This is a genomic window from Paenibacillus septentrionalis (assembly GCF_042659865.1).
GTDB lineage: Bacteria > Bacillota > Bacilli > Paenibacillales > Paenibacillaceae > Pristimantibacillus > Pristimantibacillus septentrionalis.
Genome location: NZ_JBHSTE010000005.1, coordinates 450572 through 464421, shown reverse-complemented (window position 1 = coordinate 464421; position 13850 = coordinate 450572). Strand labels below are relative to the sequence as shown.

General features: G+C 47.5%; 14 protein-coding genes. 12 read left to right on the top strand and 2 right to left on the bottom strand.

Annotation, left to right across the window (positions count from 1 at the left end):
• The first annotated feature begins 9 nt into the window (after window positions 1-9).
• From ACFP56_RS16970 to rpsR, 7 genes are all read left to right on the top strand, one after another.
• Window positions 10-1173 (top strand): BMP family ABC transporter substrate-binding protein, encoded by a 1164-nt coding sequence (locus tag ACFP56_RS16970; RefSeq protein WP_379236704.1) that lies wholly within the window; start codon window positions 10-12, stop codon window positions 1171-1173.
• 36 nt (window positions 1174-1209) lie between these two features.
• The gene (locus tag ACFP56_RS16965) at window positions 1210-1650 is read left to right on the top strand and encodes a cupin domain-containing protein (protein WP_379236702.1); all 441 of its coding nucleotides are present in this window, start codon (window positions 1210-1212) and stop codon (window positions 1648-1650) included.
• 18 nt (window positions 1651-1668) lie between these two features.
• On the top strand, window positions 1669-2355 hold the full coding sequence (locus ACFP56_RS16960; protein WP_379236700.1) for a cysteine hydrolase family protein: 687 nt from the start codon (window positions 1669-1671) through the stop codon (window positions 2353-2355).
• Window positions 2356-2397: 42 nt separating this feature from the next.
• On the top strand, window positions 2398-4014 hold the full coding sequence (locus ACFP56_RS16955; RefSeq protein ID WP_379236698.1) for a PucR family transcriptional regulator: 1617 nt from the start codon (window positions 2398-2400) through the stop codon (window positions 4012-4014).
• 556 nt (window positions 4015-4570) lie between these two features.
• The gene (gene rpsF / locus ACFP56_RS16950) at window positions 4571-4855 is read left to right on the top strand and encodes a 30S ribosomal protein S6 (RefSeq protein ID WP_379236696.1); all 285 of its coding nucleotides are present in this window, start codon (window positions 4571-4573) and stop codon (window positions 4853-4855) included.
• A gap of 34 nt (window positions 4856-4889) precedes the next feature.
• Complete coding sequence (ssb, locus tag ACFP56_RS16945) at window positions 4890-5369, top strand: single-stranded DNA-binding protein (RefSeq protein WP_379236694.1); 480 nt, start codon at window positions 4890-4892, stop codon at window positions 5367-5369.
• A gap of 40 nt (window positions 5370-5409) precedes the next feature.
• The gene (gene rpsR / locus ACFP56_RS16940; RefSeq protein ID WP_379236692.1) at window positions 5410-5685 is read left to right on the top strand and encodes a 30S ribosomal protein S18; all 276 of its coding nucleotides are present in this window, start codon (window positions 5410-5412) and stop codon (window positions 5683-5685) included.
• Between the two features lie 230 nt (window positions 5686-5915).
• Here rpsR and ACFP56_RS16935 read toward each other — a convergent pair whose 3' ends face one another.
• Together ACFP56_RS16935 and ACFP56_RS16930 are read right to left on the bottom strand one after the other, a co-directional pair.
• On the bottom strand, window positions 5916-6296 hold the full coding sequence (locus ACFP56_RS16935; RefSeq protein WP_379236794.1) for a hotdog fold thioesterase: 381 nt from the start codon (window positions 6294-6296) through the stop codon (window positions 5916-5918).
• Between the two features lie 34 nt (window positions 6297-6330).
• Window positions 6331-7248, bottom strand: a complete 918-nt coding sequence (locus ACFP56_RS16930) for a 1,4-dihydroxy-2-naphthoate polyprenyltransferase (protein WP_379236690.1) — start codon at window positions 7246-7248, stop codon at window positions 6331-6333.
• 127 nt (window positions 7249-7375) lie between these two features.
• Here ACFP56_RS16930 and ACFP56_RS16925 point away from each other — a divergent pair, with 127 nt between their 5' ends.
• The 5 genes from ACFP56_RS16925 to ACFP56_RS16905 are packed head-to-tail and all read left to right on the top strand — an operon-like array spanning window position 7376 to window position 13842.
• A complete protein-coding gene (locus ACFP56_RS16925; protein ID WP_379236688.1) occupies window positions 7376-8848 on the top strand; it encodes an isochorismate synthase in 1473 nt (490 codons plus the stop codon).
• A 55-nt stretch (window positions 8849-8903) separates the two neighbouring features.
• Window positions 8904-10676 carry a 2-succinyl-5-enolpyruvyl-6-hydroxy-3-cyclohexene-1-carboxylic-acid synthase gene (gene menD, locus ACFP56_RS16920; RefSeq protein WP_379236686.1) on the top strand — a complete coding sequence of 591 codons (1773 nt, stop codon included), beginning with the start codon at window positions 8904-8906 and terminating at the stop codon, window positions 10674-10676.
• Window positions 10677-10686: 10 nt separating this feature from the next.
• Entirely contained in the window at window positions 10687-11505 is an 819-nt protein-coding gene (gene menH, locus ACFP56_RS16915) for a 2-succinyl-6-hydroxy-2,4-cyclohexadiene-1-carboxylate synthase (protein WP_379236684.1), read from the top strand.
• Between the two features lie 2 nt (window positions 11506-11507).
• Window positions 11508-12329: a 1,4-dihydroxy-2-naphthoyl-CoA synthase gene (gene menB / locus ACFP56_RS16910; RefSeq protein ID WP_379236682.1), complete on the top strand. Its 822-nt coding sequence runs from the start codon at window positions 11508-11510 to the stop codon at window positions 12327-12329.
• A 34-nt stretch (window positions 12330-12363) separates the two neighbouring features.
• Window positions 12364-13842 carry an o-succinylbenzoate--CoA ligase gene (locus ACFP56_RS16905; RefSeq protein ID WP_379236680.1) on the top strand — a complete coding sequence of 493 codons (1479 nt, stop codon included), beginning with the start codon at window positions 12364-12366 and terminating at the stop codon, window positions 13840-13842.
• Window positions 13843-13850 lie beyond the last annotated feature (8 nt).

Sequence of the window (13850 nt, the reverse complement as noted above, 5' to 3'; positions counted from 1 at the left end):
GGAACCATCATGAAAAGAGCAATGCATTCAATTCTATTACTTGTCCTAACGACGATGCTGGTCATTACAGGCTGCAGTCAACCAACCAATCCAGCGAACAGCGGTTCAAGCAGCACACCAGCTGCAAATGAGGGAGCAAGCAATGTTGTTCCTGGCGTAGATGGCAGTGCGGTAGGCTTTATATTCGTCGGAACGAAGGATGACTATGGCTACAATCAAGCAGCTTATCTAGGCAGTGTTGCAGTCGAGGAAGCATATCCAGATCTTAAAGTGCTTCGTGCGGAAAATGTACCAGAAAGTGCAGAAGCAGAGCGAGTTATGGAGCAAATGATTCAAGAAGGCGCAAAAATCATTTTCCCAACCTCTTACGGTCACTTAGAGCCAGCGCTTAACGTGGCAAAGCGTCATCCAGATGTATTGTTCTACCATCAAGGCGGCTTGAAAACAGCTGAGAACCTGGGCACTTATTTCGGAACAATCTGGGAGCCAGTATATTTGGCTGGCGTAGCGGCAGGCAAGATGTCTGAGAGCGGCAAGCTGGGCTTCATCGTTTCGGTTCCAATCCCTCAAGTATTGCTTAATATTAATGCTTTTACGCTAGGTGCGCAGTCGGTCAATCCAGATGTAACAACGAATGTTGTGTTTACAGGAAGCTGGTGTGATCCGGGTCAGCAAGCGAATGCAGCAAACTCCTTGATTGATGCAGGAGTGGATCTTCTGACGCTTCATCAGGACTGCATGAAAACCGTAGTCGAAACAGCTGAACGCAGCGGTGTAATGACAGTTGGCTACCATGCAGATGCATCTGAGCTGGCGCCAAATGGCTGGGTAACGGGCTCCGAGTGGAACTGGAGTGACCTGTTTGTGGATATGGTGAAGGTTGGCATGGATGGTGCTTTCAAGGGCAGCCAGTATGACGGCAAATATCGTGGAACACTTGCACATGAAGTTGTGAAGCTGAGTCAGTTTGGCAACAATGTCCCAGCAGATGTTGTGAGCTTTATCGAGGAGCAAAAAACAGCGCTGCTTGCAGGTACACTGAAACCATTTGAAGGTCCGATCAAGGATCAATCCGGCAACGTTCGCATCGAGCCAGGCCAAGAGCTTTCAGTTGAAGAGCTTGAATCTACGAGTTACCTCGTAGAAGGCGTTATTGGCACAATTCCTCAATAAGTCGCTAAATAGTAATCTTGAAAGGCGGTAATGACCATGAGCAGGCAGCAGGCAACGGTTGTAAAAGAAAAGAAGGATCAGCATTGGGAGCTTATGCCTAATCATGTTGAGCTCTATCATCGGGAGATTTTGTCCGCTAAGGAAGCAGATGGTCTCGGAATTCGAGCAAGCTCAGTGCTTTGGGAGAAGATCGGCGTCGGAGGCGCCGTTCTTCCTCACTATCACAATGTAGCGGAAATCATTCATATTACAGTTGGCAAGGTTAAGCTTTTGTGCAATGGAGAGTGGAAAAGCTATCAGGCAGGCGATACGTTTCTAGTGCCCGCGCAGGTTGTTCATAGCGTTGCTAACGATGATGTGATCGAAACGGAGCAGATTAGTATATTTTTGCCGGTTGAAGCTCAGGTGCCAGGCAATCAATTTTTCGAAACGACGCTAGTAGATGTCACGCTAGAAGCGGTAGACAAAAAGGACTAAGGAAAGGAGGGTCTTCCTATGATTCAGATTGAAGCTGCACAGCCTTATGCATATGAATTTGATTTGTCCTCAACAGCGCTTGTCATTATAGATATGCAAAATGATTTTTGCGCACCTGGCGGCTTTGGTGAGCTATTAGGCAATGATATCGCGGCAACTGCAGCCATTATTCCGACAATTCAAGCGGTACTGCAGGCTGCACGACAGTTAGGAATGCTCGTTATTCATACAAGGGAAGGACATATGCCTGATTTGTCTGATTGCCCTCCTTCCAAATTAGCACGAAGCCGCAAGCAGGGAGCGGGCATCGGCGATGCCGGGCCAATGGGGCGAATTCTGGTGCGCGGTGAGCAAGGACATCATATCGTGCCGGAACTGGCCCCTATTTCCGGGGAAATAGTGATTGATAAGCCGGGCAAGGGGGCATTTTATCGCACGGCGCTCGATGAGGTGCTTAAGCAGCATCACATTACGCATCTTGTCGTGTGCGGCGTTACAACCCATGTCTGTGTGTCCAGCACCGTTCGCGAAGCTAATGATCGAGATTACCAATGTGTAGTGCTGTCGGATGGCACAGCTGCTTTTAATAGAAAGGATCATGAGGCCGCGCTTCATATGATTCATCAGCAGGGCGGTATATTTGGATGGGTATCTGACGCGGAGTCTTTTGTACAGTCTCTTGTAGGCAGTACGCAGGATAGATGATTGAGCAGAATACAGCGAGGAATGAGAGGAAGGATGAAAGCTATGAATCGAGAAGGATTTACAGTAAGCTCCTTGTTTGAAGTTCCGGGGCTTAAGGATGCGGTATTGCTTGGAGGCAGCTCTGGGCTTCATAATGCGATTACACGAGTTAACGTCATGGAGGTGCCAGACGTTGTAGAGTGGGTTCGTGCGGGCGAACTGCTCATGACGACAGGATACCCTTTTAAGGACCGGCCAGAGAAATTGGCGCTGCTCGTCGAGCAGCTGGCAGCAAAGGGGATCGCAGCGCTAGGCTTGAAGCCGAAGCGATTCTTCGATGAAGTGCCGCCCGAGGTGATTGAGGCAGCTAATCGATTCGGTCTCCCCTTGATTGAGCTGCCGCCAAGTGCAACATTTTCTGATCTTGTTCGAGAGATTATGGAACGAGTTCTCGTAACAGAAGCGAAGGACCTGATGATTTTACAAAGTAGAGTTCAAAGACTATCCCAACTGCTGCTGCATGGTGATGGTCTAGTCTCATTTTTAAAGCATTTGTATGTGATGATCAACAACCCTGTCGTATTAATTGATAGGGACCGAAATCTCATCATTCCTGCTGAGCTGGAACAATGGCGAAGGTCGATTCAAGACAACGAGTGGATCAAATGGTATGGCACGGAGCGCCTGGACAGCAATGTTATAGCGGTTGGCAATGAAACCTTCCATGCGCATTGTGTCACGGTCCCTGGTGACACAGAACATGCTTATCGCTTGCTCGTAATTGAGCAGTACAATCAATATCGTACTGTTGATGCCTTGACAATCAACTGGGCCTCGCGCCTGCTGGGCTTTGAAATTAGCAATATGCAGGTCCGCAAGTCAATTGAAGCGAAATACTTGGAGCAATTCGTACAGGATTGGCTATCGGGGCGTATGGTTTCGAGTATGGATCTTCAGCTTCGTGCGGAAGCATGCGGTTGGCCGATTGTTCAGCCCAGTACGTATCTAGTCGGGTGTATCTCGTTTTGGGATGAGCATCCAAGCGTGAAGGAATTGCAAATTATGGTGAAGAATTTGCGCTGGAACAACGAGCAAAATGGTGAAGTCCAGCTAATATGGACATTGCTGGAGGGAGAGCTTGTATGCTTGGTCTCGCATAACGGAAAACGCTGGACCGAGGAGCAGTACAAGCAGCTTGCTGATAAAATTCGCGGAGAGCTTGCAGCGGTATTCGGAGAGCATAAGGCAACGCTATGCATGAGCCGAGTGGTTCAGCAGGCTACTGATGTTGCAGCTGCATATCGTGAAGCACGTCGTGTTATGGAAATTCGCAAGGTGTATCGCACACAGGAGGAAGTGCTGCATTACAGTCAATTAGGAGTATATTTGCTGCTGTATCGCATGCAGGGTACGGAGGAGCTGGAGGAGTTCAAGCAGTTATATCTGTATCCGCTGCTCGCGATGGAACGAAAACAGCAGGGAGCGCTGCTTACAACGCTGTCGACGTACTTTGCTTGCAACTGCAATGCAAAGGAAACGGCTGAACGGCTGTATGTGCACTACAACACCGTTAACTACCGTTTGGAACGAATACGCAACGAGTTGCAGCTGCGTCTGGATGATCCTGAGACGAAGCTTTTGCTTCAGCTGGCAATCAAAACGTATCATCTGCAGGAGTAAAGTGGGTGAATGGATGGTACACAAGTGAAATTAATAAGAAAGTAAAAGCCTCATCCCGAAACTAAAGGATGAGGCTTTTTGACGGTGTTGTTAGTGATGCTAATTCATTCAAGCAAAGAAACTGTTTTACGAAAACATCTCAGCGTAGGCTAAGGAATCAACTCGTATACATCCAGCTCAACAATCTTACGATCATCGAGCTCCTTTCTTTGCTGCAATTAACTGCAAGATGAATCTGTTGAACTTAGATAATCGAAGTACAACGGAACCACACCTCTCTTCACCGTCAATAATATAATGCCACACATCAATTGGTTTTATGCATCAGAAAAAATCTTAGCTCTTTCTTATTGTGTATTTTTAATTACATTTCATTAGTATCCTACACACGTTCATGCTGCTTTAGCTAAAAGCATTCACTCATACTGGAAATCAAAACAATAGCGTTTCGTCTTGCCATCGTCCTATTGATTTAGTATAATATAGAGATGCGAGCCTAGATGCTCGTTCCTTGCTCCATTCATGGGGCCGTTAGTCCAAGAGGAGGTGAAATGAAATGCGCAAATATGAAGTGATGTACATCATTCGTCCAGATGTTGAACAGGAAGCTGTTCAAGCTCTAGTTGAAAAGTTCAATAGTATCATCTCTAACGGCGGTGAGGTTATTAAATCTGATATCCTTGGTAAACGTCGTCTTGCGTATGAAATCAACAAACTTCGTGAGGGTCAATACGTTCTTACACAATTCTCAGCTACAGCTGAAGTTGTAAACGAGCTTGATCGCGTTATGAAGATTGCGGATGAAGTTATCCGTGTGTTGATCGTAAGAGATGTAGCTTAAGAAGTGTGAAGGTTTCGATTGGGAGGTCGTATAGATGTTGAACCGTGTCATATTGATCGGTAGATTAACGAGAGATCCAGAGCTTCGTTATACCCCCGCTGGTGTTGCTGTAACTCAATTTACAATTGCGGTTGATCGTCCGTTTTCTGGCAGTAACGGCGAACGTGAAGCTGATTTTATTCCGGTTGTCACGTGGCGTCAGTTGGCAGAAACATGTGCAAACTATTTGCGCAAGGGCCGTTTAACTGCTGTTGAAGGCCGCATTCAGGTAAGAAATTACGAGAACAATGAGGGCAAGCGTGTGTATGTTACGGAAGTAATTGCAGACAATGTTCGCTTCTTGGAATCGAACCGTGATGGTGGTCAACGTGAGGAAAGCTATGGCGGTGGCGATGGCTATAATGCAGGTGGAGGCTCGAGTCGACCGGCTCAACCGTCACGAAACAATAATGTCGATCCTTTCAAGGACGATGGACGCCCAATTGATATTTCCGAGGATGACTTACCGTTTTAAGTGATCACAATTGAAATTTTTAATGAAAGGATGGGTTCGAATGAGCTTCAAAAAAGAAGGCGGAGAAGAGCGCAGCGAGCGTAAATTCTCTCGTAAAGGCGGACGCAATAAACGTCGTAAAGTTTGTTACTTCACAGTTAACAAAATTACGCACATTGACTATAAAGATACGGATTTGCTTAAAAAGTTTATCAGCGAGCGTGGTAAAATCCTACCTCGTCGTGTAACTGGTACTAGCGCGAAGTATCAACGTCTACTAACAATTGCGATTAAACGTTCACGTCAAATCGCATTGCTACCATACACTACTGAATAGTAGCGATATGTGGAAAAGAGCCTGTACATACAGGCTCTTTCTGCTATTATCTTTTGGTAATTAGAAGAGAGAGTCTGCATAGAGCAGGCTCTTTTTTTATTAGCGCTGCACATTGCTTTATAGCGATTACGTATAGGCGGGATATGGACCAATCCATAGCAAATAGCCCATCCGCTATCAGTTCTCACTAACAGTGATGGGCTTCTAATGCATGTGCAGTACGAACATAATCAGACGCGTTTAGGAGATATGGCTACCGTGCAGCGAGATACACAAATGAGCCGATCCTGCTCGTCTGTAATTTTAATATCCCAGACGGCGCTTTTGCGACCCTTATGAAGCGGTACGCCTACAGCCGTTACAATGCCTTGACTGGCACTGCGAAGATGATTCGCGTTAATTTCCATTCCCATGGCTACTTCTTGCTCTTGATCAATAGAGGCCCAGGCTCCAATGCTTGCCACCGTTTCAGCAAGTACGAGAGAAGCACCGCCATGCAAATAGCCAAAGGGCTGCTTAGTCCGTTCATTCACTGGCATCGTACAAATGACTTTGTCTGGTGTAAGCAGCAAGGTTTTAATATCTAAAGCTTCAATAATGGTTCCTTGAATGTTCATCATATCCATTAGCGCCAACTGCCTTTTCTTAGAATTGATTCACAACATATCCGATAATTAAGCTCATCGTCAGCAGCAGACCAAACATTGTATTCAGCTTGCCCGTTGCTTTCATGGCTGGCATCATTTCAAATGCCGCTGTTTTTCCGAGGAATTGCTTATAAGCGCTTATTGCTTGTGGTACACTGATAAAGACAAGCATTGCCCACGGCGTCACATGCTGCATAAACACTAATGCTACAATCCATAGATAGGAAATCGCGAATATCGCACCGAGAAGCTGGATCGCAAGAGGTCTGCCTAGCAAAATCGCAATCGTACGGCGACCATGCTCCTTATCACCATCCAAATCACGAATATTGTTCGCCAAATTAATCGAACCGATTAGAAAGCCAACGCTGATGGACACAAAGAAGTGACTCCAGCTAAGACTTCCAGTTTGGATGAAGTACGTAATCATAATGATAACGGGTCCCATGAAAAGACCTGAGAACAGCTCGCCAAACGGTGTGTAGGCAATCGGCAATGGACCTGCCGTATAGACATAACCAACGAGCATTGAAATCGCACCGATTAGGGCAACCCACCAGGAGCTTGCAAAGCAAATGTAAACCCCGATCAGCATTGCGATAAAGTAAAATAAAAACGCAAGATTTCGTACAAATTTGGGTGCAACACCATCACGGACAATCGTTCCGCCAATACCGACAGAGTTTTGATTATCAAGACCTCGTACGTAATCATAATATTCATTGAACATATTGGTTGCTGCTTGAATGAGCAGCGATGCCAGCAGCATCATAAGAAAAAGTGGGATATGAACGCTGCCATCAAATAAAGCCATAGCCGTACCTGTGAAAACTGGCACAAACGAAGCGGTAAGTGTGTGCGGTCGCATCAATCTCCACCAGACATTGGTAGTAGCAGTTTGCAATTCAGTTTGCATAGTCACGCATCCTTACTATATAAATTAGGTTCCTATAAAGTTCATTATAAGTTTAGGGGAATGATACTTTGGTGTCAACGCAAGAAAGTTGGCAGGAAGTTGACGTTATGTTGGCAGGGGTGTATTCTTGAAACAGATAAACGGCAAGGTTACGACAAGGGTGAATAACGTGGCTTATAGTAGGTTAAGCACGAATCTATATGCATCAATGAAAGAAGGAAAGGAAAAAGCCGAATTGTTAGGCAAGCAGGTGTTGGTTAGCTCCGTAATTGAGATCAATAAGACGGATTTGCCAGCCTTTTTTTCATATCAGGAGCATAGATATCGTGGACGTCGATTTTTTTGGTCTGAGCCTGGACGAGTCTTATCCTTTGTAGGATTAGGAGAAGTATTCAAGCTGGAGACAAATGATAAACATGATCGTTTCAAAAATGTAGATACAGCATGGAAGGAAATGGCTAATCTTGCCATTGTAAAGGATAAGCCTTCACCTTACACGGGGCCTATTTTATTTGGCGGTTTTTCCTTTGATCCTTACCATGCACAGACTGATAAGTGGAGTGATTTTGCTCATACTAGCTTTGCTGTGCCCAAATTCATGATAACTGCACACGAGGGTCGTTACTTTTTAACGAGTAATCGATTCGTCGGGCCTGATGAGTCTTCTTTAGAGCAAGACGATCAGGAGCTGGAGCAGCTAATACATGCATTGCCGCAATTAAAGGAAATGGGAAGCACTGAGCAGGCACATGAACCGAATGCGATGATTCGCGAAGAGATAGCACCTTCTGATTGGATGAGTGCAGTCGATGCTGCTGCATCTTCTATTCGCAAGGGGGAGCTCGAAAAGGTTGTACTTGCACGTTCTCTCCTGCTGCTGGCTAATGACGGCTTCCGCAGTGAAGGAGTATTGCGGAGCTTGCTGGATGAGCAGCAAAACACGTATGTGTTCGCAATAGACAAGCCGGGCAGCTGCTTTATAGGTGCTACGCCTGAGCAATTAATTAAACGTCAAGGTCAGCAGCTATTCACGTTGTCACTGGCAGGATCGATTGCTCGTGGTCAAACCTCTGGAGAAGACGCAGAGCTTGCAAGTTTCTTAAAGCATGATATTAAAAATTTGCATGAGCATCGCTTAGCTGTTGATATGATCAAAGGCGCAATGCAGCAATTGTGCGCACATGTAGAGGCACCTGATGAGCCGATCATTCGCAAGCTGAAGGATATCCAACACCTCGCTACACCAATCGCAGGAGAAGTGAAGGAAGGAGTGTCACTGCTGCAGGCGGTTGAGGCGCTTCATCCTACACCTGCACTAGGCGGTATGCCGCGAGAGCTGGCATTGGAAGCGATTCGCCGCTTGGAGGATATGGATCGAGGCTGGTATGCCGCTCCGATTGGCTGGATGAATGTCGAACAAGAGGGAGAATTTGTAGGTGCAATTCGCTCCGCACTGCTTCTTGATAAGCAGGCGTATCTATTTGCCGGCTGTGGGATCGTTGGTGATTCCGAGCCGCTGAGCGAATACAAGGAGACGGCATTGAAATTTACACCGATGCTCAAGGCGCTGCAGGCCTTGGAGATGGTCCTTAAAAATTAGAAAAAAGCAAGATATATAGAGATATGACCAACAGCGGTAAGGAGTGGAGAAACGAGTGCCAAACGAGGGGATAACTTTATATTTGGGTGCGTTTATTGATGAGCTTGTACGGTCGGGATTGGGCCATATTGTTGTTAGCCCAGGATCACGCTCTACTCCGATTGCTATATTAGCAGCTGAGCATCCACAGCTGAAGGTTTGGATGCAAATTGATGAGCGTTCTGCCGCTTATTTTGCATTGGGACTTGCCAAAAGCAGTAGACAAGCAGTAGCTTTGCTTTGTACCTCGGGTACAGCGGCTGCTAATTATTTCCCTGCGATTGCAGAGGCAAATTTGTCGCGTGTACCGCTGCTCGTATTAACGGCAGATCGGCCGCATGAGCTCAGAGATGTAGGAGCGCCGCAGACGATAGATCAGCTTGGGCTGTATGGCAGCCATGTGAAATGGTTTATGGAAATGCCGCTGCCTGAAGCTAATCCTTCGATGCAGCGTCATGCTCGTGTCATCGCCTCTCGTGCCATGATGACATCGCAAACCGCGCCAAGCGGCGTCGTACATCTCAATTTTCCGCTGCGTGAGCCGCTGCTGCCTGATCTTGAGCACCCGGAGCTGTTTCATAGCGTAAGACAGACAGACAAAGCTTACGCAGAAGTGCATCGTGCCTCGGCTGCAGTTGATCAAGCAATGGTGGTGCAGCTGGCCTCTGAGCTTAGAGGGGTACAGAGAGGGTTAATCATATGCGGACCACAGGATGATCCTGCATTTGCACCGGTAGTGGTGCAGCTGGCGGAGCTGCTTGGTTATCCAATTGCGGCAGATCCGCTATCTCAGCTGCGCAGTGGCTCACATAATAAGGAGCTCGTCGTGGATAGCTATGATTCCTTTTTGCGACTTGATGCTGTAAGCAGTGAGCTTGTGCCTGAAGTGTTTATCCGTTTCGGCGCTATGCCAGTGTCCAAGCCGCTGCTGCTTTATATGAATAAGCATCCGCAGGCACGTCATATTGTAGTCGATGAAGCGGGCTGGCGTGATCCAACGTTGCTTGTTTCAGACCGCGTATTGGCTGATAGCACTGCGTTTTGTGGACAGTTGATCGCCAAGCTGCTGCATGACAATACAAAAACAGCTGGAGCTTCTGCTCGATCCCAGTGGCTAAGCCGCTGGCTGGAGCTACAGGAGACGACAGCAAGTGTAATGAATCAAGCCGCTGCTCAGCCTTATGCAGATGAATTGTTTGAAGGCGCGGTTGTAGCAGAGCTTCAGCAGCTTATGCAAGAAGGCAGCACGCTGTTTGTCGGCAATTCGATGCCGATACGGGATGTGGACAGCTTCTGGCGCAACGATGAGCGAAACATACGAATTATGGCTAATCGAGGAGCTAATGGCATTGATGGACTGGTCTCTACTGCCTTAGGCTTTAGTGCGCTCGGTCATGGAACGGTGCTTTTGCTCGGAGATTTATCCTTTTATCATGATATGAACGGCTTGCTTGGCGCAAAGCTGCATCAGCTTGATATTACGATTGTTGTGGTGAATAATGATGGCGGAGGAATATTTTCATTTCTACCGCAGGCGAGTCAGCCCAAGCACTTTGAGCTGCTGTTTGGTACGCCGATTGGACTGGATTATGAGCATGCGGCAAAGCTATATCAGGGTGAATTTGCACGCGTAGCAAGCTGGGAGCAGTTTCGTGCCGCATTCCAGCATGCCCAGCAGCAGGGTGGGCTTCACATTATTGAGATCCCGACGAATCGCGAGGCGAACCTGGCACATCATCGCGGCATATGGCCGGTGCTGGGGCAGCAGCTGAAGCAGGCGAAGGAATAGGTGAACAGCCGTGAAGTATAACCTTCGAGGTGTGGACTACGAGGTGAAAGTTGCCGGCAGCGGAGAGCCTTTGCTGCTTATACACGGATTCTCCGGCTCATGCCGACAGTGGGAGCCATTTGTCGAGAGCTGGTCAGCTCAATATCAGCTCATTATGGTAGATATGCTAGGACATGGTGGATCAGCTGCTCCGAAGCAGGCTGAGCGCTATGGGACTGAAGAGGTTGCACAGGATCTCGCAGTGCTTCTTCACCACTTGAGGCTTGAGAAGGTTCATCTTCTTGGCTACTCGATGGGGGGCAGAATTGCACTTTCCTTCACGATGCAGTATCCGCAGCTTATTCATTCCCTTGTGCTGGAAAGCAGTTCTCCAGGATTGGAGCATGAGGAAGAGCGGCAAGCAAGACGAGCGAGCGATCAGGCATTGGCAGCACGCATTGAACAGCAAGGGATAGATTGGTTCGCCGACTATTGGGGGGCCATACCGCTTTTTGAGAGCTTGCGCAGGCTGCCCAAACAAACGCAGGAGAGACTTGATCAAGCCAGAAGACGCAATAATCCATGGGGACTTGCTCAGAGCCTGCGCGGCATCGGAACCGGTCAGCAGCCTTCCTGGTGGCATCGTCTTGGCGATCTGCATATTCCTGCTTTGCTTATTGCAGGAGAGCTGGATCATAAGTATTGCAGCATTGCACAGCGTATGAAAAGGAAGCTTACAGATGCACAGCTTGAAATTGTCCCGCAAGCCGGACATAATGTGCATGTGGAACAGCCGGTATTATTTGATACAATAGTAAAGAGATTTTTAGATCAGAGAAGGATGGTGTAATCATGTCAGTAGTACCTTGGGTAAAGCAAGGAGAATATGAAGATATTATTTATGAAACCTATGAAGGAATGGCGAAAATTACGATTAATCGACCAGAGGTTCGTAATGCATTCCGTCCAAAAACGGTTTCCGAGCTTATTGATGCATTTGCTTGGGCACGCGATGATTCTGATATCGGTGTCATTATTTTGACTGGCGCAGGCGATCTTGCCTTCTGTTCCGGCGGTGACCAAAAGGTTCGCGGACATGGCGGCTATGTTGGCGAGGACCAAATTCCACGTCTAAATGTACTTGATCTTCAGCGTTTGATTCGTACGATTCCGAAGCCAGTAGTGGCCATGGTTGCAGGCTATGCAATTGGCGGCGGACATGTTCTACATATCGTATGTGATCTGACGATTGCAGCAGATAATGCGCGCTTTGGACAAACGGGTCCAATTGTCGGAAGCTTTGATGGCGGTTATGGTGCTGGCTATCTAGCACGGATCGTTGGTCATAAGAAAGCAAGAGAAATCTGGTATTTGTGCCGTCAATACGATGCTCAGGAAGCATTGGAGATGGGACTTGTTAATACGGTTGTGCCACTTGATCAGCTGGAAGCTGAAACCGTAAAATGGTGCCAGGAAATGCTATCGAAAAGCCCAATGGCGCTGCGCTTCCTAAAAGCTGCGTTCAACGCGGATACAGATGGTTTGGCAGGCATACAACAGCTTGCAGGCGATGCAACGCTGCTATATTATACAACGGAAGAAGCGAAGGAAGGTCGCGATGCGTTCAAAGAAAAACGTACGCCTGACTTTAAGCAATTCCCAAGATTCCCGTAAATTCTCGCAACATATTGAATAAGGGGGCTTAGCAATGACAATGCCAATATGGCTGGATAAGCGTGCCTCCCTTACTCCTGGTCGTACAGCTATAGAAGCAGGAAACGTGCAGCTTAGCTTCGCACAGCTTCGTCAGCAGGCTCAAGGCGTAGCGACAAAATTGCTGAACAAAGGGTTGGAGGAGAGAGCAGTGCTGGCTTGCTTAAGTGAAAGCAGCGTGGCACTTGTTGTGCTCGTTCACAGCATTCCTTATACAGGCGCTTGTTTAATGCCCCTTAATACCCGATTAACCGTTCATGAGCTGCTCTATCAGCTGCAGGATAGCGGTTGTAAGTTTCTCGTTTATAGTGATAGCTATGCGGATACAGCTGCTAGGTTAAAGCAGGAATTGAATCATTTGACGCTTGTTTCACTTGCTGAATTACAAGCTCTTTCTACAGCAGCAGCTGCCTCGAGGCAGCTGCTGCATGACGTTGAGGAGCAAGCAGTCTATACGATTATGTACACGTCAGGTACGACAGGACATCCTAAGGGAGTGCTGCAAAGCTATAACAATCATTGGAGCTCGGCAGTAGGCTCTATGCTTAATCTTGGCTTGTCAACGCAGGATAAGTGGCTGCTCGCTGTTCCAATGTTTCATATTAGTGGACTTTCAATTTTAATGCGGAGTGTCATCTATGGGATTGCCGTTGTCATACAGGAACGATTTGACCCAAAGGAAGCAAATGAGGCGATTATGTCACAGGGCGTAACGGTTATGTCGGTTGTAAGCAATATGCTGGTACGTATGCTGGAGCAGCTGGGAGAACGACGTTATCCGCAGGCTTTTCGATGCATGCTGCTAGGAGGCGGTCCAGCGCCATTGCCGCTGCTTGAGACCTGTGTAGAAAAAGGAATTCCAGTTGTTCAAACCTATGGCATGACGGAAACCTGTTCACAGTTCGCTACGCTGCAGCCTGAATATATGCTTACGAAGATTGGCTCAGCTGGCAAGCCTTTGTTTCAGGGGGAGCTACGCATTTTACAAGATGGTCAAGTGATGTCTGCTGGAGAAGCGGGAGAGATCGTAGTAAGAGGACCCAATGTAACGAGCGGATACTTGAATCAGGCGTCAGCAGACAGCTTTGAGCAAGGGTGGCTGCATACAGGCGATGTTGGTTACCTCGATGAGGAAGGCTTCTTATATGTGCTTGATCGTCGCAAGGATATGCTCATATCAGGCGGCGAGAACGTATATCCCGCCGAGATTGAGGCGGTTTTGATGAGTCACCCCGAAGTGCTGGAGGCTGGTGTTACATCAACGGAGCACGAGGTGTGGGGACAAAGCCCAATCGCATTTGTTGTGCTTCGGCAGGAGAATGTGGTGAATCAAGAAAAGCTGCTGGAGCATTGCAAAGCACGATTAGCGAAGTATAAGCTGCCGATTGCCATTCATACGGTTCGGGAGCTGCCGCGCAATGCGGCCGGCAAGCTGCTTCGCAGAGAGCTTACTAAGCTGCTGCCAATAACGTAAAATATTTT

Excerpts from the sequence above, each read along its gene's own strand:
- ACFP56_RS16965 (WP_379236702.1), top strand. The coding sequence starts at position 1,210 with ATGAGCAGGCAGCAGGCAACGGTTGTAAAAGAAAAGAAGGATCAGCAT.
- ssb (WP_379236694.1), top strand. The coding sequence starts at position 4,890 with ATGTTGAACCGTGTCATATTGATCGGTAGATTAACGAGAGATCCAGAG.
- ACFP56_RS16930 (WP_379236690.1), bottom strand. The coding sequence starts at position 7,248 with ATGCAAACTGAATTGCAAACTGCTACTACCAATGTCTGGTGGAGATTG.
- ACFP56_RS16955 (WP_379236698.1), top strand. The coding sequence starts at position 2,398 with ATGAATCGAGAAGGATTTACAGTAAGCTCCTTGTTTGAAGTTCCGGGG.
- ACFP56_RS16960 (WP_379236700.1), top strand. The coding sequence starts at position 1,669 with ATGATTCAGATTGAAGCTGCACAGCCTTATGCATATGAATTTGATTTG.
- ACFP56_RS16905 (WP_379236680.1), top strand. The coding sequence starts at position 12,364 with ATGACAATGCCAATATGGCTGGATAAGCGTGCCTCCCTTACTCCTGGT.
- rpsR (WP_379236692.1), top strand. The coding sequence starts at position 5,410 with ATGAGCTTCAAAAAAGAAGGCGGAGAAGAGCGCAGCGAGCGTAAATTC.
- rpsF (WP_379236696.1), top strand. The coding sequence starts at position 4,571 with ATGCGCAAATATGAAGTGATGTACATCATTCGTCCAGATGTTGAACAG.
- ACFP56_RS16970 (WP_379236704.1), top strand. The coding sequence starts at position 10 with ATGAAAAGAGCAATGCATTCAATTCTATTACTTGTCCTAACGACGATG.
- menB (WP_379236682.1), top strand. The coding sequence starts at position 11,508 with ATGTCAGTAGTACCTTGGGTAAAGCAAGGAGAATATGAAGATATTATT.